The organism is Pseudomonas flavescens (genome assembly GCF_013408425.1).
GTDB classification, from domain to species: domain Bacteria; phylum Pseudomonadota; class Gammaproteobacteria; order Pseudomonadales; family Pseudomonadaceae; genus Aquipseudomonas; species Aquipseudomonas fulva_A.
The window spans coordinates 2814072-2834511 of the sequence record NZ_JACBYV010000001.1 but is presented as its reverse complement, the minus strand read 5'-3'; the positions used below and the strand labels follow the sequence as shown (position 1 = coordinate 2834511).

General features: G+C 60.9%; 21 protein-coding genes. 8 read left to right on the top strand and 13 right to left on the bottom strand.

Annotated features, from left to right (window positions below):
• The first annotated feature begins 147 nt into the window (after window positions 1-147).
• Complete coding sequence (gene hda / locus FHR27_RS12720) at window positions 148-852, top strand: DnaA regulatory inactivator Hda (protein ID WP_179538730.1); 705 nt, start codon at window positions 148-150, stop codon at window positions 850-852.
• A 345-nt stretch (window positions 853-1197) separates the two neighbouring features.
• Here hda and FHR27_RS12715 read toward each other — a convergent pair whose 3' ends face one another.
• The 5 genes from FHR27_RS12715 to arsC form a co-directional block, all read right to left on the bottom strand.
• Entirely contained in the window at window positions 1198-2004 is an 807-nt protein-coding gene (locus FHR27_RS12715; RefSeq protein ID WP_264650106.1) for an IS3 family transposase, read from the bottom strand.
• 26 nt (window positions 2005-2030) lie between these two features.
• Complete coding sequence (locus FHR27_RS26930; RefSeq protein WP_257026799.1) at window positions 2031-2333, bottom strand: transposase; 303 nt, start codon at window positions 2331-2333, stop codon at window positions 2031-2033.
• Window positions 2334-2465: 132 nt separating this feature from the next.
• Window positions 2466-2876, bottom strand: coding sequence for a DUF2069 domain-containing protein (locus FHR27_RS12710; protein ID WP_042552063.1), 411 nt, complete (start codon window positions 2874-2876; stop codon window positions 2466-2468).
• Complete coding sequence (gene wrbA, locus FHR27_RS12705) at window positions 2860-3474, bottom strand: NAD(P)H:quinone oxidoreductase (RefSeq protein ID WP_179538729.1); 615 nt, start codon at window positions 3472-3474, stop codon at window positions 2860-2862. The genes FHR27_RS12710 and wrbA overlap by 17 nt, the downstream gene beginning before the upstream one ends.
• Window positions 3471-3824 (bottom strand): arsenate reductase (glutaredoxin), encoded by a 354-nt coding sequence (gene arsC / locus FHR27_RS12700; RefSeq protein ID WP_042551885.1) that lies wholly within the window; start codon window positions 3822-3824, stop codon window positions 3471-3473. Before arsC ends, wrbA begins: the two co-directional genes overlap by 4 nt.
• A gap of 277 nt (window positions 3825-4101) precedes the next feature.
• Here arsC and FHR27_RS12695 point away from each other — a divergent pair, with 277 nt between their 5' ends.
• A complete protein-coding gene (locus tag FHR27_RS12695; protein WP_179538728.1) occupies window positions 4102-5331 on the top strand; it encodes a YihY family inner membrane protein in 1230 nt (409 codons plus the stop codon).
• Window positions 5332-5684: 353 nt separating this feature from the next.
• Here the strand turns inward: FHR27_RS12695 and FHR27_RS12685 are convergent, their stop codons facing one another.
• Together FHR27_RS12685 and FHR27_RS12680 are read right to left on the bottom strand one after the other, a co-directional pair.
• Entirely contained in the window at window positions 5685-6083 is a 399-nt protein-coding gene (locus FHR27_RS12685) for a hypothetical protein (protein ID WP_179538726.1), read from the bottom strand.
• A 104-nt stretch (window positions 6084-6187) separates the two neighbouring features.
• Entirely contained in the window at window positions 6188-7585 is a 1398-nt protein-coding gene (locus FHR27_RS12680) for a PilZ domain-containing protein (protein ID WP_179538725.1), read from the bottom strand.
• A 30-nt stretch (window positions 7586-7615) separates the two neighbouring features.
• Between FHR27_RS12680 and FHR27_RS12675 the strand changes: the two genes are divergently transcribed.
• A complete protein-coding gene (locus FHR27_RS12675; RefSeq protein WP_042551881.1) occupies window positions 7616-8095 on the top strand; it encodes a TlpA disulfide reductase family protein in 480 nt (159 codons plus the stop codon).
• A 19-nt stretch (window positions 8096-8114) separates the two neighbouring features.
• A complete protein-coding gene (locus FHR27_RS12670) occupies window positions 8115-8375 on the top strand; it encodes an acylphosphatase (protein ID WP_179540092.1) in 261 nt (86 codons plus the stop codon).
• A 4-nt stretch (window positions 8376-8379) separates the two neighbouring features.
• On the opposite strand, the gene FHR27_RS12665 is transcribed toward FHR27_RS12670, so the two are convergent.
• The 3 genes from FHR27_RS12665 to FHR27_RS12655 all read right to left on the bottom strand — a co-directional run bounded on the left by FHR27_RS12665 (window position 8380) and on the right by FHR27_RS12655 (window position 12626).
• Window positions 8380-9333 (bottom strand): hypothetical protein, encoded by a 954-nt coding sequence (locus FHR27_RS12665; RefSeq protein ID WP_042551879.1) that lies wholly within the window; start codon window positions 9331-9333, stop codon window positions 8380-8382.
• Window positions 9334-9350: 17 nt separating this feature from the next.
• Window positions 9351-11066 (bottom strand): proline--tRNA ligase, encoded by a 1716-nt coding sequence (locus FHR27_RS12660; RefSeq protein WP_179538724.1) that lies wholly within the window; start codon window positions 11064-11066, stop codon window positions 9351-9353.
• Between the two features lie 297 nt (window positions 11067-11363).
• Window positions 11364-12626 (bottom strand): OprD family porin, encoded by a 1263-nt coding sequence (locus tag FHR27_RS12655; RefSeq protein ID WP_179538723.1) that lies wholly within the window; start codon window positions 12624-12626, stop codon window positions 11364-11366.
• A gap of 675 nt (window positions 12627-13301) precedes the next feature.
• Here FHR27_RS12655 and FHR27_RS12650 point away from each other — a divergent pair.
• A complete protein-coding gene (locus FHR27_RS12650; protein ID WP_042551876.1) occupies window positions 13302-13727 on the top strand; it encodes an HIT family protein in 426 nt (141 codons plus the stop codon).
• Window positions 13728-13934 (top strand): SlyX family protein, encoded by a 207-nt coding sequence (locus tag FHR27_RS12645; RefSeq protein ID WP_179538722.1) that lies wholly within the window; start codon window positions 13728-13730, stop codon window positions 13932-13934.
• 59 nt (window positions 13935-13993) lie between these two features.
• Here the strand turns inward: FHR27_RS12645 and FHR27_RS27450 are convergent, their stop codons facing one another.
• Window positions 13994-14596, bottom strand: coding sequence for a cold-shock protein (locus FHR27_RS27450; RefSeq protein ID WP_042551874.1), 603 nt, complete (start codon window positions 14594-14596; stop codon window positions 13994-13996).
• A 253-nt stretch (window positions 14597-14849) separates the two neighbouring features.
• Window positions 14850-15320 (bottom strand): Dps family protein, encoded by a 471-nt coding sequence (locus tag FHR27_RS12635; RefSeq protein ID WP_042551873.1) that lies wholly within the window; start codon window positions 15318-15320, stop codon window positions 14850-14852.
• Between the two features lie 306 nt (window positions 15321-15626).
• On the opposite strand from FHR27_RS12635, the gene aspS reads away from it, so the two are divergent.
• Both aspS and FHR27_RS12625 read left to right on the top strand, forming a co-directional pair.
• Window positions 15627-17402, top strand: a complete 1776-nt coding sequence (gene aspS, locus FHR27_RS12630) for an aspartate--tRNA ligase (protein WP_042551872.1) — start codon at window positions 15627-15629, stop codon at window positions 17400-17402.
• Window positions 17403-17476: 74 nt separating this feature from the next.
• Window positions 17477-18226 carry a YebC/PmpR family DNA-binding transcriptional regulator gene (locus FHR27_RS12625; RefSeq protein WP_042551871.1) on the top strand — a complete coding sequence of 250 codons (750 nt, stop codon included), beginning with the start codon at window positions 17477-17479 and terminating at the stop codon, window positions 18224-18226.
• Window positions 18227-19587: 1361 nt separating this feature from the next.
• Here the strand turns inward: FHR27_RS12625 and FHR27_RS12620 are convergent.
• Window positions 19588-19863 carry a hypothetical protein gene (locus FHR27_RS12620; protein WP_179538721.1) on the bottom strand — a complete coding sequence of 92 codons (276 nt, stop codon included), beginning with the start codon at window positions 19861-19863 and terminating at the stop codon, window positions 19588-19590.
• Between the last annotated feature and the right edge of the window lie 577 nt (window positions 19864-20440).

Sequence of the window (20440 nt, the reverse complement as noted above, 5' to 3'; positions counted from 1 at the left end):
CTGGAAACCTGGCGCGGTACCGCTCTGGTTACCTAAACCCTTGTATTGCCTTGGAAAGTACATCAATGACAGGGCGCCTCCAAGGGTATAGACTTTGCCACCTTTATCCAGAGCCTCGATCTGGCTCCGACGAGCCTTCCCCCCAGCATGAAACCGATTCAGTTGCCCTTGGGTGTGCGTCTGCGTGACGACGCTACCTTCGCCAATTACTACCCGGGCGCCAATGCCGCAGCCCTGGGGTATGTCGAGCGCCTGTGCGAAGCGGACGCTGGCTGGACGGAGAGCCTGATTTACCTGTGGGGCGGTGAGGGTGTCGGTCGCAGCCATCTGTTGCAGGCCGCCTGCCTGCGTTTCGAGCAGCTTGGTGAGCGTGCCGTTTACCTGCCGCTGGCCGAGGTGGTGCAGTACGGCCCGGAGATTCTCGACAATCTCGAGCAGTTCGAGCTGGTTTGCCTGGACGACCTCGAAGCAGCCTCCGGTCAGCGTATCTGGGAAGAAGCGCTGTTCCATCTGTTCAACCGCCTGCGCGACAGCGGCCGCCGCTTGCTGCTGGCAGCGAACGCTTCGCCTCGTGAGTTGCCGATCAAGCTCCCCGACCTGAAATCACGTCTGACCCTGGCACTGGTATTCCAGCTGCAGTCGCTGTCCGATGAAGACAAGCTGCGCGCGCTGCAATTGCGCGCCTCGCGGCGCGGGCTGCATATGAGCGACGACGTGGGGCGCTTCATCCTCACCCGTGGCGAGCGCAGCATGAGCGCCTTGTTCGAACTGCTCGAACGCCTCGATCAGGCCTCATTGCAGGCCCAACGCAAGCTGACCATTCCCTTCCTGAAAGAAACCCTGGGCTGGTAGTCGGCGTCGGGGCTCTGGCCCGTTTGCCGAACCATGCGACTGCAGGCATCCAGCCGAATCCGCGGCAGGCTGACTATTCGCCGGCAAGCCGGCTCCTACAGGGCTGCATCGATACCAGTCACGTAGGAGCCCGCTTGCGGGCGATGCGATTGCAGGTATCCAGCCGAATCCGTGGCGTGATGACTATTCGCCGGCAAGCCGGCTCCTACAGAGCTTTGTCGGTGCCAGCCACGTAGGAGCCCGCTTGCGGGCGATGCGATTGTAGGTATCCAGCCGAATCTGTGGCGTGATGACTATTCGCCGGCAAGCTGAACTGGTCAAGTAATTCTGGACACCGTTTATGGTTTAGGCCGCCAGCTTCTCTGCAGCCACGGGTGATCGGTAGCCGTTATAACTGTGAGGCCTGATGGTGTTGTAGCGCGTGATGTAAATCTGCACATCCACCCGGGCCTCATGCTCTGTTTCATAACCTCCATCGGGCACCCATTCCGACTTCAGGCTGCCAAAGAAACGTTCCATTGGAGCATTGTCCCAACACTCGCCTTTGCGACTCATGCTCTGCTGAAGACCATGCCGGCTCAGCTCATCCCTGAATCGATGGCTGGTGTACTGGCAGCCTTGATCGGAGTGGAACAGCACATTTGTCGGGTGCCCCCGCAGTTCAATGGCCATTCGCAACGCCTCGCAGGCTAACGCCGCATCCGAAATCAACGAGAACGACCAGCCCACGACACGCCGGGCAAACAGGTCTAGAACCACCGCCATGTAAAGCCACCGTTTCCCAATCTTGATGTAGGTGACATCCCCACACCACACCGTGTCAGGAGTCTTTACATCGAACCGGCGCTTGAGGACATGCGGTGCCGTTAACGCCTCTACTCCTGAGGACTTGTACTTGTGCCGGCGACGTTGCCGACTGGCGATACCGGCTTCAAGCATCAGTCCACTCGCCTTGAAACGGCCCACCCGGTGGCCGTCGGCCTGCAGCAACTTGGCCAACGTGCGAGCACCAGCCGATCCTCTCGTGGCTCGGTGATGCCTGACCAGCTTGGCCTTGAGCTGCTCGCGCTCAGGGCAAGGTCGGCCTTTGCGTTGACGCCAGTTGTAAAAGCCGCTGCGACTGACGGCCAGTACACGGCAACATTCATTGATGTCGTACTGCTCGCCCAGCTTTTCGATTAACGCGAAGGTTCCTTGGCGTCCGCAAGCAGGAGAGCACTGGCCTTTTTTAGGATTTCGATGTCCCGGTCTTTTTGCTTGAGCAAGGCATGTAACCGCTGAATTTCTCGCTGATCAGAGGTTATCGCCTTGGCTCCAACCGGCGTGATGCCTTCACGCTCCTGGCGCAACTGACTGACCCAGCGGCGAAGTGCGGTGGGCCCGATATCCAGATTGGCGCAGACCTGGGGCACTGATTGCCCTTCGTCCAGCACCATGCTGGCCGCCTTGATCTTGAAATCGTTCGAGTAGGAGTTACGCATAACAAAACACCCCCTGTTGTGGACGCCATCATAGCGCCCGATTGAGGTGTCCAGATTTATTAAGCCAGTTCAAGCCGGCTCCTACAGGGCTGCATTGATACCAGTCACGTAGGAGCCCGCTTGCGGGCGATTCTATTCCCCGGCAGCGCCGATGCGCTGGTACTGCGCGCACCAGCGGGTGTAGAACAGCGCGCTGGTGAACAGGCTCAGGCTGAGGATGATTTCCAGCCAGCCGAACAGTTGCTTGGACGGGTCGAAGGCCGCAAGCACGCCCTGGATGAAATACAGGTTGACCACGAAGCAGGCCCAGGAATGCGTTCGCGGATGACCGCCGATGATGCCTGGTGCAAGCAGCAGCAATGGCAGCATCTGGAATGCCAGCACCGCCCACAACAGCGAACTGGGTACCGCTGCGTAACCCAGGTTCCAGATCAGCAGCAGCGCCGCCAGCCCCAGAAAGCTGGCCAGGCTCAGGTAGCGGCACAGGCGCAGGCGCGGCAGCAGCCAGTCGATGCTGGGAAGTGGCTTAGCGGTTCTGCCCACGGTCATTTCCCAGTGTGGCGGCGATGCTCGCCAGGCGTTGGCCCAAGGCGCGGCACAGGGTGATTTCATGCTCGTCCAGCGCACGCTTGCCGTCGGCGCCTGCGTGATGGCTGGCGCCATAGGGCGTGCCGCCGCCGCGCGTCTCGACCAAGGCCGACTCGCTATACGGCAGGCCGGTGATCAGCATGCCGTGGTGCAGCAGCGGCAGCAGCATCGACAGCAGCGTGCTCTCCTGGCCACCATGCAGGCTGGCGGTGGAGGTGAATACGCCGGCTGGTTTGCCGACCAGGCTGCCGGTCAGCCACAGGTTGCTGGTGCCGTCGAGGAAGTACTTCAGCGGTGCGGCCATGTTGCCGAAGCGGGTTGGGCTGCCCAGGGCCAGGCCAGCGCAATTCTTCAAGTCGTCGAGGCTGGCGTAGGGCGCGCCCTCGGCCGGAATGGCAGCGCTCACCGCTTCGCACTCGGCAGATACGGCGGGGACGGTGCGCAAGCGCGCCTCCATGCCTTGCATCTCCACGCCTCGGGCGATGTGGCGAGCCATCTCGGCAGTGGCGCCATGTCGGCTGTAATACAGCACGAGGATGTAGTCATTGCTCATGGCAGCAGGTCCAGGACGTTCTCGGGAGGGCGGCCGATCACGGCGCGGTCGCCGGCGATCAGGATCGGTCGTTCGATCAGGCGCGGGTGAGCGGCCATGGCCTCGAGCAGCTGCGCTTCGCTGAGGGTTTCGTCCGCCAGATTCAGTTCGCGGTACTCGTCTTCGCCGCTGCGCAGCAGTTGCCGCGCCGGGATGCCCAGCTTGGCCAGCACATCGCGCAACTGCGTGGCGCTGGGAGGCGTATCCAGATACAGCAGCACCGTCGGTTGCACACCGCGCTCTTCGAGCAGTTGCAACGCTCCGCGAGATTTGGAGCAGCGCGGGTTATGGTAGAGCGTCAGGTCGGTCATGAGAGGGTCGCTTCTGGCGGCAGGTGAACGCTATTCTAACCACGTAGGCGCCCTGCGCTGAACCAGGTGCGTCAATGGATCCGAACCTAAGTGCGCGCTCAGCGTCTGTTATGCGTCGGCTGCATCGCCCTTGCCCGATTTCGGCGTGGTTTCAGGGGCTTCGGCCTCAACGCTACCCGGCTTTTCGATTCACTGGCGCGGCGTACTGACGCCGTGCTGAGCGTGATGTCTGCAGGGCGGTAGTTCGCGAGATATGGATCGGTTCCGAGAGGTAGGTATGCAGCAACTTTTGCGCGACTGGTGGGAGTTCGTGCGATTTCTCTGGCATCGGTTTTTCGAAAACCGCGGTGCCGACAATGCCGCCGCACTGACTTACACCACGCTGTTCGCTGTGGTGCCGATGATGACGGTCACCTTTGCCATGCTGTCTGCGGTTCCCGCTTTCCAGGGCAGTGGCGAGCAGATCCAGGCGTTCATATTCCACAACTTCGTGCCCTCGGCGGGTGAGGCGCTGCAGGAATACCTGAGCGATTTCACCACTCAGGCACGTCAACTGACCTGGATCGGCGTCGCGGTACTGGCGGTGACGGCGTTCTGGATGCTGGTGACCATCGAGCGTACCTTCAACACCATCTGGCGGGTTCGGCAGCCGCGCCGGGGTATTTCGACCTTCCTGCTGTACTGGGCGATTCTCAGTCTCGGGCCGATGCTGCTCGGCGCCGGTTTTGCCGTCAGCACCTACATCGCCTCGCTTTCGCTGCTCAGCGGGCCGGATGCGGTCGTCGGTGCCAAGACTTTGCTGCGTTTCACGCCACTGCTATTCAGTGTCGCAGCGTTCACGTTGCTCTACGCCGCTGTACCCAATGCGCGAGTGCCCCTGCGGCATGCGTTCTGGGGTGGCCTCTTCACGGCGATATTGCTGGAGCTTGCCAAGGCACTTTTCGGCATCTACGTGCGCCTGTTTCCAGGTTATCAATTGATCTACGGGGCGTTCGCCACGGTGCCGCTGTTTCTGTTGTGGATCTACATGTCCTGGCTGATCGTGCTCGTCGGCGCCGAACTGGTGTGCAACCTCGGCGTATCCCACCACTGGCGCAAGCAGGCGATGCCTCGCGTGCTGGTGTTGCTGGGTATTCTGCGAGTCTTCCAGGCGCGGCAGCGTACGGGGCTGAAGGTGCGTCACCGTGATGTGCAGCGGCAGGGCTGGCTGTTGCCTGGGCATGAATGGGAGGAGGTGTTGAGCTTTCTGGAGAACCAGCGTCTGGTTGCCTGTACGGGCGGAGACAGCTGGATGCTCTGTCGCGATCTTGGCCACTACTCGTTGCAGCAGTTGCTGGAACGTAGTCCCTGGCCGCTGCCGCATCTCAATCAGTTGCCGGCAGAGCTGGACGAGCCCTGGTATCCCGCGTTGCGCCAGGCGCTGCAGCGTCTGCACGAGGAGCAGACGCTGCTGTTCGGTGACAGCCTGGCGCACTGGCTCGAAGGCGACGGAGGTGACAAAAAATGACAGATTGCGCGTTAGTTGCGCGCCCATTCTGGCAGGGGGCGGTGGCGAAACTCGGTGAAGTCCTGTCGTGTCGACGTTTAACTGGCGTCAGCACAATGGCATGATTCTGGCTAAGTGCCATACTCAATAGGTTGTCGATAGCCGGGTCGGGGAATGCATGCCATGAGTAACGCCACAGAGAAGGTCGTCATGCTTCATCCGCGAGATAGCAGGGCCGCGCTGGAGAGCCTGAATCGCATCACCGGGCTCACGTTCAGCCGCTGGCCCGAGTCTCTCGTTTGCAACGCGCGAATGGGGGCGCCAACGGTGGCACCTTCGCGCCCCGCAGAGCCAGGCGCCGATGCACCCGCCAGTCAGGCGTTCGCCTGATTTCCTTGCGTTTGCGCTATCGCCGGCTCGACAGCTTGGACGAATAGCTCTTCGACCTTCACCTCGATTCGCGGCAATGCCGTGCGCAGGCGAATCTGCATGTCCTCGATGCGCTGCGAAACGGCCAGGCGCGCGATGCCTGACAGAAGGATTCTGTCCTGGGCGCCCACCTTGGCATGATCCAGATTCACCGAGCGCAGTTGGCCACCGTCGCGATAGCTGACCTGCAGCGAGACCAGGCTGTTGGCTTGACCTGGCAGGTGCAACCAGGCAGCGATGTTGAATTCGGCCACCCGGCCTTCGTAAGCGGTGAGTTGCAAGTGCGCACCCTCGATTAGGTGCGCCGGTACGTGGCCGATCAGCGTGTCGTGAGCGTTGGGCATGGGGCTTTCCCTGGCTGCAAAAGGACGTCAGCGCGAAAGTATAAAGAGCCCACCTGTTGCAAGACTGTGCGCCAGGCCGGCGTTCGGTGTGACCTGTCTCTCATTTATGGCAGTTCGAGCGGGTGGCGGCTAACCGTGGCGCTGGCCAGATTGCAGGGTGGCAGTTGCAGTTGGTTCTGGCTGACCGCGTTGGGTAGCTGCAGCCAGAGATTCTCTTCGTCGGCGAACTGGTTGCGTGGCACCCACAGGCCGTGGTGCCAGCCGTTGCGGGGTTTTGGTGTGCTCTGCAGGATGCCGAGGTGGGGCTGGCTGCTGGGTGTGCGCCTGAGCCAGGTCGGTTGCGCCAGTCCCTTGAGGTAGCGCAGGCCGAGATGCAGGCCCTCGGCATTCAGGTGCCGCCAGCAGACCAGCGCGAGGACGTCGCTCTCGGCGATCAGCAGCACCAGTTGGCCGATGGGCAATGTGCTCGCTGCCTGGGCGGAGCAGAGCAGGCGCGCGCCGCCGGGGCCGACATCGAGGATCTGCCCCGGCGTGCATTGCGGGCGTTGCTCGAGCAGTTGCGCATGAATGGCCGGTACGCCAATCGCCAGCCGGCAATCGCTTTGCTGCGGTGTACGCAGGTGGCGGCGTTGATTGTTGCCGTACCAGTGCTGTTGTACCCGTTCGAGCAGCTCACGCTCGGCGCTGCTCTGCAAGGGTGCAGGCTCGCTCAGCGCCACCTGCAGTGCGCCCAGTTCCAGGCGACGCAGCGTATCCGAGCCGGCTTCCGGTCGTTGCAGATAGGTCAGGCAGGGCTGGGCGCGAGCCAGATCGATCAGCGCGCCTTCGGATTTGTCCTCCACATCCCAGGGCAACAGCCGGGCGGTCGCTGCCAGCGGTGCCAGGGCCGCGAACAGTCGCTCGCTTTCTTCGGGAAGCAGGTGGGGCGGATTGCTCAGGGCCAGCAACAGCATTTGCTGGTAGAGGCCGCGCAACGTATCGGCAGGCGTTGGCAGGAAGGCTGCCGCCACTGGTTCGTCGAGGCAGTCCTGCTGCTCGCCGAGCCAGTACAACAGGTGGCTGTCGCGCCACAGTTCGGCGGCGGGCTCGCGGTACTGCTGATAGTTGCGCAGCAGCGTCTGGGCAATGAAGTGCTGGGCCATGTACAGGCACCAGGCCAGGTGAGGGCGAGACGGCTTGTGCCCCTGGAATATTTGCAGCAACAGGCGCTTGAAGCCGATGGCCAGCTCGCTGCACAGCGCAAGCAACTGCACCGAAGGCACGCCGTGTTCGGCGGCGCTGTAATGACGATATTCATCGCTGAAATTTTGCAGCGTGCGCTGCCTTTCGAGTAAGGTCATTGCACTGCGATTGAGGCGTGCGAGCAATGCTTGCGTCTCCTGCAGTCCGGCTTGCACGGGCTGCTGGCGAGCCGCGTCGAGCCGCTCGGCCAGTTCGGCCTGGGTAGTCGATTTGGTCTGCTGCGCGTCGGGTACGTCGAGCTGCAAGGCATCCAGTGTCATAGCAACCCTACCGGTATGAGGACCGTTTCCATGGTAAAGCGACTCCAGTCAGTCATTCGGATCATGATGGTGCTCGTCGCCGGATTGGCGCTGGCGGGATGCGGGGATGACTTCGGTGTCGACCAGCATGGGCGAAAGGTAGCGGCTGAGCGCCTTGAAGGCCAGTGGTTGGTCATCAATTATTGGGCTGAATGGTGCGGCCCCTGCCGTTCCGAGATCCCCGAGCTGAATGCACTGAGCCCGGAGCTGGAGAAACAGGCGGTAAGTGTGTTCGGTGTCAACTTCGATGGCTTGCAGGGTGATGAGCTCACCCGTGCCGCCGAGGCGCTGGGCATCGAGTTCACCGTGCTGGCCAAGGACCCCGCCGAGCGTTACGGATTGCCACCCAGTGATGCACTGCCGGTGACCTATATCGTCGACGACAAGGGTAAGGTGCGCGAGCGGTTGCTTGGCGAGCAGAATGCCGAGGGGCTCAAGGCGCGCCTCGCTGCATTGCGTCAGGAAGGGTAGAGCGGTGACCGGTTCGAGTATGCACGGCCATGTGACGGGGCGCGTTCAAGGCGTTGGTTTTCGCCAGGACACCGCGGCCGAGGCCGTCCGTCTGGGGCTGTGTGGGTGGGTGCGTAACCTCGGTGATGGCCGGGTCGGAGTGTCCTTCGAAGGCGATCCAGCTGCTGTTCGCGCGTTGGCGAGCTGGCTGAAAAGTGGGCCACCGCAGGCCAGGGTGACCGAGCTCGAGCTGCAGGAGCAGCCCTGGCAAGGGCACACGGATTTCGTCGTGCGCCGGTGAGTGCTTAATCTTCGCCGGGATCGGCGACCAGCCGTCCTGCATCATCGGTCAGCGACTTGAGAAACGCCGCCTGCAGTTCCGGGTCGTTGCGCGTCAGTTCGATCAGGCTCTGTTCGAGCTCGCTGGCTTCTTCTTCGAGGCCCAGTTCGGACAGGCGCTTGACCCGATGTACCCACTGCTCGACTTCCGCGCCTTCGAGATCGTCATAGATCAGGTCATGGGCCTCGCGCAGCTTGCCGCGCAGGGTTCGGCTGACCAGCAACGTGGCCTCGGCACTGGTCGAGTCCTGATCGTCGTTCACCGTCAGCAGCAGCGTGCCGATACGGGCGATGTCCTGATCGGCGAAGGGGCCGTCGAGCAGGTTCAGGCGCAGCACGCCGTTGCGATCGGTCAGTAGTTCGTGGGTCTGGTCGCCGGCCTTGATCAGCACTGGCCGCTCGGCCCACGGCAAACTGGAGTATTCGGTACGGGTGTCCTGACGTTTTTCATCGATACCCGCCAGGTTCTGTTGCGAGCGGCCGTTGGACTCGACGTTCATGAACGGATTGATGCCCGCCACGCCGTAGCTGATCCAGTCCTTGGTCGCTGTATCCGGCAAGCGCCCGAGGGCCACCACGTTGAGCACGTTGGCGCCAACGCCGCCAACGATGGCCACCGCGCCCAGCGGCACCTCGTAGATTTCGCGCCAGGGCTGATACGGTGTGTAGCGATCGTAGTGGCGCGTGACCTCGAAGGGCGTCACCTCGAAGACCTTCTGCTCGTGCACCCGCACACGACGCTGCGGCAGCTCCAGGACCTGAGGCTGGCCGACGTCGATCTGCAGGCTGTGGCTCAACAGTTTGCGCTCGATGCGCTCCTCGTGCTCGCTGCGCTGTGGCAAATGATTGGCACAGCCAGTGAGGAGCAGGGCGCCACAGGTAGTGGCGCCGACGAGGCGTAAGGTGCTTCGCTTGAACATGACGGCTCTTTGGCGGGTCAGCGGCGGATACGGTTCTGGATGAACGACAGGACATCGGCAACGGCAACCGGCTGAGCCTCGGTTTCCACGCGGCTCTTGTATTCCAGATTGCCTTCGGCGAGACCGCGGTCGCTGACCACGATGCGATGCGGGATGCCGATCAATTCCATGTCCGCGAATTTGATGCCCGGACTGGTCTTTTTGTCACGGTCGTCGAGCAATACGTCAAAGCCGGCAGCGGTAAGCTCCGCATACAGCGTGTCAGTCGCCTCACGCACCGCGTCGGTCTCGTAACGCAGCGGCACCAGAGCGATCTGGAAGGGCGCCAGGGTGTCGTTCCAGATGATGCCGCGCTCGTCGGAGTTCTGTTCGATGGCAGCTGCCACCACGCGGGAAACACCGATGCCGTAGCAGCCCATGCTCAGGGTGACCGGCTTGCCGTTCTCGCCCAGCACCTGGCAGTTCATCGATTCGCTGTATTTGCTGCCCAGCTGGAAGATGTGCCCGACTTCGATGCCACGCTTGATTTCCAGGGTGCCCTGGCCGTCCGGGCTCGGGTCGCCGGCCACCACGTTGCGCAGGTCGGCAACGGTCGGCACGGGCAGGTCGCGCTCCCAGTTGACGCCGAAATAGTGCTTGTCGTCGATGTTGGCGCCGATGGCGAAATCGCTCATCAGCTCTACCGAGCGGTCGATGATGATCGGCAGCGGCAGATTCAGCGGGCCCAGAGAACCGGCGCCAGCACCGATGGCAGCACGCAGTTCGGCATCCGAGGCCATTACCAGCGGGCTGGCGACGCCCGGCTGGTTGCCTGCCTTGATCTCGTTCAGCTCGTGGTCGCCACGGATGATCAGCGCGATCAGCTTGCCTTCTTCTTCGGCGTGCACGATCAGCGTCTTGATGGTGCGCTCGACGGGCAGATCGAAGCCATCCACCAGTTGCTGAATGGTTTTCGCGTTTGGCGTGTCGACCAGGCGCAGTTCTTCAGCGGCTGCCGGGCGAGTGGTCTCGCGAGGAATCGCTTCGGCCTTTTCGATGTTGGCAGCGTAGTCGGAGACATTGCTGAACACGATGTCATCTTCGCCGGAGTCGGCCAGCACGTGGAATTCGTGGGAACCGGCGCCACCGATCGAGCCGTTGTCGGCCACTACCGGGCGGAAGTTCAGGCCCAGGCGGGTGAAGACATTGCAGTAGGCCTGGTGCATGCGGTCGTAGGTCTGCTGCAGGGAAGCCTGGTCGGCGTGGAAGGAGTAGGCGTCCTTCATGATGAATTCACGGCCACGCATCAAGCCGAAGCGCGGGCGGATTTCATCGCGGAATTTGGTCTGGATCTGGTACAGGTTCAACGGCAACTGCTTGTAGCTGTTCAGCTCGTTGCGGGCCAGGTCGGTGATGACCTCTTCGTGGGTTGGGCCAACGCAGAACTCGCGGTCATGGCGATCCTTCACGCGCAGCAGTTCCGGGCCGTACTGCACCCAGCGACCGGACTCCTGCCACAGTTCGGCAGGCTGAATGGCGGGCATCAACACTTCCAGGGCACCGGCAGCGTCCATCTCTTCACGCACGATCTTCTCTACCTTGCGCAGGGTGCGCAGGCCCATCGGCAGCCAGGTATAGAGACCGGAGGCGAGCTTGCGGATCATCCCGGCGCGCAGCATCAGCTGGTGGCTGATGACGACAGCATCGGAAGGCGTTTCTTTGAGGGTCGAAAGCAGGAACTGACTGGTACGCATGATGGGCCGTTCTGTCGGTTGCAAAGGGGATTTTTATGGCTCGGCATTGTACGGCGACAGCTCTGTGGCGTACAGGACGCAGAATACCCGTGAGGGATGGGAGTCAGGCTTGTGCGTCAAGGCGGGGCGTCACGTCTGCTCGGGCATTCCATATTGGTGCGCTTGTGGGCGTCTGGAGTCGATCTCTGGCTGGTTCAATGTGCTGTTCGTGGCTGACTCGCCTCGAGGGTTTCTTTCAGTCAATAAAAAACCCGGCCGAAGCCGGGTTTTCTGAACCGTTATCAGGCTTGCGCGAGATTACAGAACGCTGAGCGGGTAGTTCACGTAGAAGCGGACTTCGTTGGTGTCAGCGATGTTGACGTCGCTAACTGCCGAGTTGGCACGCAGCAGCGAAGCACGCAGGCGGAAGGACAGGTCCTTGGCTGCGCCGCTCTGTACGGTGTATTTCACCTGGTTGAAGAACTCGTGTTCTTTACCGTTGGTATTGGTGATCACGCCGCCGTCGCGGGAAGTGATGTTGTCAGCCCAGATATAAGCGGTCTTGAAGCTCAGGCCTGGGACGCCGAATGTAGCGAAGTCGATGTCATAGGCAGCTTGCCAGGAGCGTTCGTCTTCCAGGTTGAAGTCGGAGAGGAAGCTGTTGGCTACGAAAATCGCGCCGCCGCCGTCGCCGTTGCCATACAGGAAGCCCTGGCTGCCGGTGTTGCGCTGGTGAGCGATGGTGAAGGCGTGAGCGCCGATGCTGTATGTGGTCGCGAGGCTCCAGATGGTGTTGTCGCCGCCACCAACCTGGCGATTGTAGTCGCTGTCATAAATATTGAAGTCGAAGCTCAGAGCCTGTTCTTCGGTCAGCGGCAGTTTGTAGTTCAGGTTGCCGTACTTACGCTTGTACTGATCTTCCAGGTCGCTGTAGTAAAGAGCGGCGCTAAAGTCATCAGTGAACGAGTAAGAGCCACCTACAACGTCGATCGACTTCAGGCGAGCGCTATCGCTGCCAGACTGACGCATGGTGTTCTGAGCGGTGAAGCGACCAGCATTCAGCTCGAGACCTTCGATCTCGGTGCTGGTGATCATGGTGCCTTCGAAGGTTTCCGGCAGCAGACGGCCGTCATCGTAAGCCAGGACCGGCAGGGCAGGCATTTGCGAGCCATAGGTCACTACGGTGTTGGAGAAGCGAGCCTTGACCGCAGCATTCGCGATGCTCAGGTCTTTACCTTCGTTCTCCGGGAACATGCCAACGCCGCGACGGCCGCTGCCAGTGTCGAGCTGCCACAGAGCGCCAGCATAGGCGTTAACGCCAAAACCAACGGTGCCTTGAGTGAAGCCGGATTCGAATACAGCGCGAGCACTGGCGCCCCATTCTTCGGAGTAGCCGTTGCCGCGATCGCCACGGGAAGCGCCGTTCCGAGCATCACGGTTGTAGTACATGCTGCGCGCAAGGAGCGACAGGCTGCTGTCTTCGACGAAACCCTTGGATTCGGACTGGTCCGAAGCCACTGCCATTTGAGAGGTACCCGCGGCTACTGCCAGGGCGATTACGCTCCACTTCATCACTCGCATCGTGATTTGCTCCTTTGGTTTAGAAGAGTAGTTCCACTGCTCAGTTGGTTGTTATGGAGAGCAGCTCTATTTCTTTTTGTGTCGGATGGAACTTATAGCACGGCGCTTTGTATGGCGATAGTTTCAATCTATCCACTGGTCGCACTCCTCTGCTTTTGTCGCAAAGCGGCTAGGAGGTACGTCGCAATCTCAAGCATCTCCACTCGTGCAGCACCTGCCGACTATTTTTCAGCTCTTGATCAGGCGCGGTGACGTTACCACGTTGCCCTGAACAGGAGCGTTGCAGGCTTTAAAGCAAGACTCGTGCTCAAATTGCCCATGCCGCCGAATAAATAGGCCAGTGCGTCTAAATAGGTCGTTTTGCGGAATGAAAATACAAATTTTCGACCTAAAGTTGTCATTTTCAGCGCAGTACTTAGGAAGCTTATTAGTAGGTGGGAATCTTTGGGTGGGTTTTCTTGATAATGAGTTTTAATTAAGGTCTCGGCTGTTCCGGCAATGTTTACTTTGGGAAACAATATGGTGCGTGTTGAAATTTTCTTGTGGGGGCTCTGCGACTTTTTGGTGCATCACTGCCAGGGTTAAATTTTCGCCAGATGCCCGGTATGCTGGCCGCCCTTGTTTCGGTCGCCGACGCTCCTTCGGTGGCTACCTTTTACGTCGAGTGGTGAGTTGATGTTCGTTCTGGATTCACGCCTGCAGCAGGACACTTTCGTGCTCGGGGAATTTCCCCTGAGCCGTCTGCTGCTTAGCAACGATGCGCGCTATCCGTGGTTCATTCTGGTTCCGCGCCGGGAGGATGTCAGCGAAGTGTTCCAGCTCGATGCCGATGATCAGCGTGCCCTGTGGGCGGAAACCGCGCTGCTTGCCGAGGTGCTGAAGGATGCCTTCAAGGCGGACAAGATCAATATCGCCACCCTCGGTAATGTGGTCAGTCAGTTGCACATGCACGTGATCGTGCGTTACCGCGGCGATGATGCCTGGCCCGCTCCCGTGTGGGGTCGCCACCCGGCGAAGCCTTACCAGCCGGAGCAGGTGTCCGCTCTGCGTGAAAGGCTGCGTTCGGTCATGCCGGGGCAGTTTCGTGCAGGGGATGCATGAATGAAGGTTCTGGAAGATCGCATCGTCGAACTGGAGAGCCGTCAGGCGTTTCAGGACGACACCATCCAGGCGCTCAACGATGCGCTCGTGGAGCAGCAAAAACTCATCGAGCGACTGCAACTGCACATGCAGGCGCTGGCCAAGCGGCAGGACGAGGTCAGCCCCTTCGGCAGTTCTCAGGATGAGGCGCCGCCGCCTCATTATTGAGTGCATGCCTCGAAAACCAAAAAGCCCGCATCGCTGCGGGCTTTTCTTTGTGCGGTGATTCAGCGTCGGGTCGGCAACGCCGCGATCACGTCTTCAGCCTGCAGGCCCTTGTCACGCTGCATCACGGAAAACTCGACGCGCTGGCCTTCGACCAGAACGCGATGGCCTTCGCCGCGAATGGCGCGGAAGTGCACGAAGATGTCCTCGCCCACATCGCGGGAGATGAAGCCGAAACCCTTGGAGGTGTTGAACCACTTGACCGTACCGGTCTCGCGATCACCCAGGTCCTGTGGTACGGAGGTTTTCTGCCTGTCGAAGCGCAGATTGGTCGCCAGATGCAGGGCGACAGCGATGGAAATGATCAGCAGGCTGAACAGAAGAGCTGGCTGCTCGGCGATCAAGGGCAGCGGTGCAAGCAGAATCAGTGCTTGCAGCAGTGTGCCGAGGATCAGCAGGGCGCACACCAGGTTTTGCAGTTGTTGACGCAGGTTGTTGTGCCAGATCGGGAACTGAGTGGCCAGTAGTAGATTGAGAAAGCCGAAGAGAGCCAGGCACAGGGCGTCCGCATGTTGCAGGAACGGCTGGGCGTGGTCGCTCAGGCTGGGTGTGGTGGATAACAGCAGGGCGGACAGCCCCACCAGCAGGTGGACGATTTTCAACATGTTTAACGCACTCACTTGATAAAGGATCACCAGGAAGAGCTGGCTCCACGCGATTTGCCGTGACGTAAGGGCGATGGAATAAACGAGAGGGCCAGCCTATGCGTCTTCCGAAGGCTCGGCATGACGGCACGGGGCGTATTTAACAGCAAAGGAGGGGGCTTCTCAAATCAGCGCTGCGATAGTGTGCGGTTGTTGCGCGAATATGGAGGCGGGAATGAATGATGGCCGCCAGAGTGGCGGCCATCGAGGGGGATCAGGAAGCCAGCAGGCTGCGCAGCATCCACGCGGTTTTCTCGTGAACCTGCATGCGCTGGGTCAGCAGGTCGGCGGTCGGCTCGTCGCTGACCTTGTCCAGCAGCGGGAAGATCCCGCGGGCGGTGCGCACCACCGCTTCCTGGCCCTGAACCAGCAGTTTGATCATCTCGTCGGCGCTCGGCACATTTTCCTCTTCCTTGATCGAGGACAGGCGCGCGTAGGCGGCGTAGGTGCCCGGCGCCGGGAAACCCAGGGCGCGGATACGCTCGGCGATGGCGTCGACAGCCAGCGCCAGTTCGGTGTACTGACCTTCGAACATCAGGTGCAGGGTGTTGAACATCGGCCCGGTAACGTTCCAGTGGAAGTTGTGGGTTTTCAGGTACAGGGTGTAGGTGTCGGCCAGCAGGCGCGACAGACCTTCGGCGATGGAGGCGCGATCCTGTTCAGCGATTCCGATGTTGATTTCCATGGATTTTTCTCCTGTTGGTGGTAATGGGGCGCTTAGCCTTGCAGATGGGCAGAGCCTATCATGGTGAACCCGAGTGACCATGTGCTTTGTATCAATGGCAGCGATCAGCGAAAACTATGCGTGACGTCGATGGATGCTTGCTCGGCTGCGCGGTGCTGCTTAACCATATATAATCGGCTGCTTTGCTGCAGCGACACACCGTCTGGCTTGTCCGTGCCAATCCGCGCAATGCTTAGCGCCGGATCGGACGAAAGACGCCGGCTCGCGGTTCAATGAATTTCAGACTCAAGAGAAGCGATTATCCCCATGATGCGCAGCCACTATTGCGGCCAGTTGAACGAAAGCCTGGAAGGCCAGGAAATCACCCTCTGCGGATGGGTTCACCGTCGCCGTGACCACGGTGGCGTGATCTTCCTCGACATCCGTGACCGTGAAGGCCTGGCTCAGGTGGTGTTCGACCCGGATCGCGCCGACACCTTCGCCAAGGCTGACCGCGTGCGCAGCGAATACGTGGTCAAGATCACCGGCAAGGTACGTCTGCGTCCGGCCGGAGCGGTCAACGCCAACATGGCCTCTGGCGCTATCGAAGTGCTCGGCTACGAGCTGGAGGTGCTGAACGAAGCGGAAACCCCGCCGTTCCCGCTCAACGAATACTCCGATGTCGGTGAAGAAACCCGCCTGCGCTATCGTTTCATCGACCTGCGCCGCCCGGAAATGGCCGAGAAGCTCAAGTTGCGTTCGCGCATCACCAGCAGCATCCGTCGCTACCTGGACGAGAACGGCTTCCTCGACGTGGAAACGCCGATCCTCACCCGCGCTACCCCGGAAGGTGCCCGTGACTACCTGGTGCCGAGCCGCACCCACGCCGGCAGCTTCTTCGCCCTGCCGCAGTCGCCCCAGCTGTTCAAGCAGTTGCTGATGGTTGCCGGCTTCGACCGCTACTACCAGATCGCCAAGTGCTTCCGCGATGAAGACCTGCGTGCCGACCGCCAGCCGGAATTCACCCAGATCGACATCGAAACCAGCTTCCTCGACGAAGCCGACATCATGCATCTCACCGAGACCATGATCCGCAACCTGTTCAAGGAAGTGCTGGGCGTCGAGTTCGCCGAGCTGCCGCACATGACCCTGGCCGAAGCCATGCGTCGTTTCGGCTCCGACAAGCCGGACCTGCGCATTCCGATGGAGCTGGTCGACGTTGCCGATCAGCTCAAGGATGTCGACTTCAAGGTCTTCTCCGGCCCGGCCAACGATCCGAAAGGCCGCGTTGCCGCGTTGCGCGTACCGGGCGGGGCGAGCATGCCGCGCAAGCAGATCGACGACTACACCAAGTTCGTCGGCAACTACGGTGCCAAGGGCCTGGCCTACATCAAGGTCAACGAGCGCGCCAACGGCGTCGAAGGTCTGCAGTCGCCGATCGTCAAGAACATCGCCGAGCCGAACCTCAACGTGATCCTCGACCGCGTTGGCGCTGTCGACGGTGACATCGTGTTCTTCGGGGCCGACAAGGCCAAGGTGGTTTGCGATGCGCTGGGCGCGCTGCGCATCAAGCTCGGCCATGACCTGAACCTGCTGACTGCCGAGTGGGCACCGCTGTGGGTCGTCGACTTCCCGATGTTCGAAGAGAACGACGACGGCAGCCTGACCGCCATGCACCACCCGTTCACGTCGCCGAAATGCTCGGCCGAAGAGCTCGAGGCCAACCCGGCCGCGGCCCTGTCCCGCGCCTACGACCTGGTGCTCAACGGTACCGAACTGGGTGGCGGTTCGATCCGTATCCATGACAAGGGCATGCAGCAGACCGTGTTCCGCGTGCTGGGCATCAGCGAAGACGAGCAGCAGGAGAAGTTCGGCTTCCTGCTCGACGCCCTCAAGTACGGTGCACCGCCCCATGGTGGTCTGGCCTTCGGCCTCGACCGCCTGGTGATGCTGATGACCGGTGCGAGCTCGATTCGCGAAGTCATCGCCTTCCCGAAAACCCAGAGCGCTGCCTGCGTCATGACCCAGGCGCCGGGTGTAGTGGACGGCAAATCGCTGCGCGAGCTGCACATTCGCCTTCGCGAACAACCCAAGGCGGAGTAAGCGCCAAGCGGTATGCCGAGCCCAGGGAAACCTGGGCTCGTTCATTGTGAAATCTGAAAAATCTGGAGTGGAATATGGCCGGTCATTCCAAATGGGCCAACATCAAGCACCGCAAGGGACGCCAGGACGCCAAGCGCGGCAAGATCTTCACCAAGCTCATCCGTGAGCTGACCGTCGCCGCCAAGCATGGCGGGCCGATCCCGGCGGACAATCCGCGCCTGCGCCTGGCCGTCGACAAGGCTCTGACCAACAACATGTCCCGCGACGTGATCGACCGTGCCATCGCCCGCGGTGCCGGTAACAACGAAGCCGACAACGTCGTCGAGTTCAGCTACGAAGGTTATGCGCCGAGCGGTGTGGCGATCATCGTCGAAGTGATGACCGACAACCGCAACCGCACCGCCGCCGAAGTGCGCCATGCGTTCACCAAGTGTGGCGGCAACCTGGGCACCGATGGCTCGGTGGCTTACATGTTCGAACGCAGAGGGCAGATCGGTTTCGCTTCCGGCGTCGATGAAGATGCGCTGATGGAAGCAGCGCTGGAAGCCGGCGCCGATGACGTGGAAATGGGCGATGACGGCGCTGCGCTGGTCTCGACCAGCTTCACCGAGTTCCATGCGGTGAACGAAGCGCTGAACGCTGCCGGCTTCAAGGGTGAAGAGGCGGATATCGCCATGATCCCGTCGATCAGCGCACCGATCACCGATCTGGAAACCGCGCAGAAGGTATTCAAGCTGATCGATATGCTCGAAGACCTGGACGACGTACAGAACGTCTACCACAACGCCGAAGTCTCCGACGAGATCATGGAACAGCTCGGCTGATTCCTGGCTGTGGCTGAAACCGGAGGTAGCCATCGGTACCTCCGGCTGCCTACCACGCTGCAGGAGTCGACTTGCCAATGAATCGATCTCGGCCGCGACACACCTGCTTGAATGTCGTAACCGCAATCGCCCGCAAGCGGGCTCCTACGACAGGTGTCTACCCAATCCATCTGCCGCGCAGAGGCCCAAAATTGTAGGAGCTGGCTTGCCAGCGAATCGATCTCGGCCGCTACACACCTGCGTGAATGTCGTAACCGCAATCGCCCGCAAGCGGGCTCCTACGACAGGTGTCTACCCAACCTATCTGCCACGCAAAGGCTCAGAATTGTAGGAGCTGGCTTGCCAGCGAATCGATCTCGGCCGCTACATACTTGCGTGAATGTCGTAACCGCAATCACCCGCAAGCGGGCTCCTACGACAGGTGTCTACCCAATCCATCTGCCGCGCAGAGGCCCAAAATTGTAGGAGCTGGCTTGCCAGCGAATCGATCTCGGCCGTGACACACCTGCGTGAATGTCGTAACCGCGATCGCCCGCAAGCGGGCTCCTACGACAGGTGTCTACCCAATCCATCTGCCGCGCAGAGGCCCAAAATTGTAGGAGCTGGCTTGCCAGCGAATCGATCTCGGCCGCTACATACTTGCGTGAATGTCGTAACCGCAATCGCCCGCAAGCGGGCTCCTACGACAGGTGTCTACCCAATCCATCTGCCGCGCAAAGGCCCAAAATTGTAGGAGCTGGCTTGCCAGCGAATCGATCTCGGCCGCTACATACCTGCGTGAATGTCGTAACCGCAATCGCCCGCAAGCGGGCTCCTACGACGAAGTCTGCACAATCCACCTGCCGCGCAAAGGCTCAGAATTGTAGGAGCTGGCTTGCCAGCGAATCGATCTCGGCCGTGACACACCTGCGTGAATGTCGTAACCGCAATCGCCCGCAAGCGGGCTCCTACGACAGGTGTCTACCCAATCCATCTGCCGCGCAAAGGCTCAGAATTGTAGGAGCTGGCTTGCCAGCGAATTGATCTCGGCCGCTACATACCTGCGTGAATGTCGTAACCGCGATCGCCCGCAAGCGGGCTCCTACGACAGGTGTCTACCCAATCCATCTGCCGCGCAAAGCCAAAAATTGTAGGCGCTGGCTTGCCAGCGAATCGATTTCGGCTGCGATACATCTGCGTGAATGTCGTAACCGCAATCGCCCGCAAGCGGGCTCCTACGACGAAGTCTGCACAATCCATCTGCCGCGCAAAGGCTCAGAATTGTAGGAGCTGGCTTGCCAGCGAATCGATCTCGGCCGCGACGCGAAGGTTCCAGGTGAAAGGCGCAGCCCGAGGTGGGCAGGGTCGATGGTGCCTGATGCCTAGCGCTGACTCGCTTCGCGCAGCGCGGCATGGTGAGCGGCTTTGGCCAGGTCGTAGGCATCCTCGGTAAGCAGGTACGCGGCTTCGCTCAGATAGCGCAGGTCATTGGCGTCTGCCAGTGTGATGGTCATCAGCGCCAGGCTCTGCAACAGGCCGCGCACCGCGCTGAGGCGTTGCTCCGCGCTTTCCTGCAGGTCGATATAGGAGCGGCTGGTATCGATCAGCAGCACGGGTGCGCTGCCTGGATTGCTGGACAGCGGCATGAGGTCAGTCATGGTGCCAGCCTCCTTTCTTCATCACTGGAAAGGCTGCGTACGGACGGATCAAGGGTATACGACGTCATGGGCTGGTGCTCCTATATCTGCTGAAGAGCTGCCACGAACCGTCGCCAAACGATTTGGGTGGCAGCCGTACGCGGGTTGGCGAACCGGGGATATAGGAACCCGGCAGACCCGAAGGTCTCCCGCGCACGGCCGCCATAACACGGCATTGCGGGCACAAAAAAGCGCCTGCAATGGGGTAGACGGCGCCTGTGCGCCTATATCTGATCGGGTCGCCAAACCCGTTCGCTGATTTTGCAGCGACGTGGGAAGGGTAGCGTGGCAAATGGTCAACGGCAAGCCGGCTGCGAGTGGCACGCGCGGGGTGCTGAGGCCTTGGGTCCGCGGTGCGGGCGCGATCACCGGCATACGAATCGGCGATCGCTCCCCGCGAGCGAGCCTGGCCTTTACTGGCAAAACGGTGCTTTCAGGCATTTATGTCCGACGGGCTGTGGATCCTGTGGATGACGGCAAGCTATCGACGACCCTATACTCGCGCCTGGATAAATAGACAGTGTGGCAGCCGATGCCA

What these genes read in the sequence shown, in the direction of transcription:
- hda (WP_179538730.1), top strand. Translation starts at nt 148, where the DNA reads ATGAAACCGATTCAGTTGCCCTTGGGTGTGCGTCTGCGTGACGACGCT.
- FHR27_RS26930 (WP_257026799.1), bottom strand. Translation starts at nt 2,333, where the DNA reads ATGCGTAACTCCTACTCGAACGATTTCAAGATCAAGGCGGCCAGCATG.
- wrbA (WP_179538729.1), bottom strand. Translation starts at nt 3,474, where the DNA reads ATGAGCAATGACTACATCCTCGTGCTGTATTACAGCCGACATGGCGCC.
- arsC (WP_042551885.1), bottom strand. Translation starts at nt 3,824, where the DNA reads ATGACCGACCTGACGCTCTACCATAACCCGCGCTGCTCCAAATCTCGC.
- FHR27_RS12695 (WP_179538728.1), top strand. Translation starts at nt 4,102, where the DNA reads ATGCAGCAACTTTTGCGCGACTGGTGGGAGTTCGTGCGATTTCTCTGG.
- FHR27_RS12685 (WP_179538726.1), bottom strand. Translation starts at nt 6,083, where the DNA reads ATGCCCAACGCTCACGACACGCTGATCGGCCACGTACCGGCGCACCTA.
- FHR27_RS12680 (WP_179538725.1), bottom strand. Translation starts at nt 7,585, where the DNA reads ATGACACTGGATGCCTTGCAGCTCGACGTACCCGACGCGCAGCAGACC.
- FHR27_RS12675 (WP_042551881.1), top strand. Translation starts at nt 7,616, where the DNA reads ATGGTAAAGCGACTCCAGTCAGTCATTCGGATCATGATGGTGCTCGTC.
- FHR27_RS12670 (WP_179540092.1), top strand. Translation starts at nt 8,115, where the DNA reads ATGCACGGCCATGTGACGGGGCGCGTTCAAGGCGTTGGTTTTCGCCAG.
- FHR27_RS12665 (WP_042551879.1), bottom strand. Translation starts at nt 9,333, where the DNA reads ATGTTCAAGCGAAGCACCTTACGCCTCGTCGGCGCCACTACCTGTGGC.
- FHR27_RS12660 (WP_179538724.1), bottom strand. Translation starts at nt 11,066, where the DNA reads ATGCGTACCAGTCAGTTCCTGCTTTCGACCCTCAAAGAAACGCCTTCC.
- FHR27_RS12655 (WP_179538723.1), bottom strand. Translation starts at nt 12,626, where the DNA reads ATGCGAGTGATGAAGTGGAGCGTAATCGCCCTGGCAGTAGCCGCGGGT.
- FHR27_RS12650 (WP_042551876.1), top strand. Translation starts at nt 13,302, where the DNA reads ATGTTCGTTCTGGATTCACGCCTGCAGCAGGACACTTTCGTGCTCGGG.
- FHR27_RS12645 (WP_179538722.1), top strand. Translation starts at nt 13,728, where the DNA reads ATGAAGGTTCTGGAAGATCGCATCGTCGAACTGGAGAGCCGTCAGGCG.
- FHR27_RS27450 (WP_042551874.1), bottom strand. Translation starts at nt 14,596, where the DNA reads ATGTTGAAAATCGTCCACCTGCTGGTGGGGCTGTCCGCCCTGCTGTTA.
- FHR27_RS12635 (WP_042551873.1), bottom strand. Translation starts at nt 15,320, where the DNA reads ATGGAAATCAACATCGGAATCGCTGAACAGGATCGCGCCTCCATCGCC.
- aspS (WP_042551872.1), top strand. Translation starts at nt 15,627, where the DNA reads ATGATGCGCAGCCACTATTGCGGCCAGTTGAACGAAAGCCTGGAAGGC.
- FHR27_RS12625 (WP_042551871.1), top strand. Translation starts at nt 17,477, where the DNA reads ATGGCCGGTCATTCCAAATGGGCCAACATCAAGCACCGCAAGGGACGC.
- FHR27_RS12620 (WP_179538721.1), bottom strand. Translation starts at nt 19,863, where the DNA reads ATGACTGACCTCATGCCGCTGTCCAGCAATCCAGGCAGCGCACCCGTG.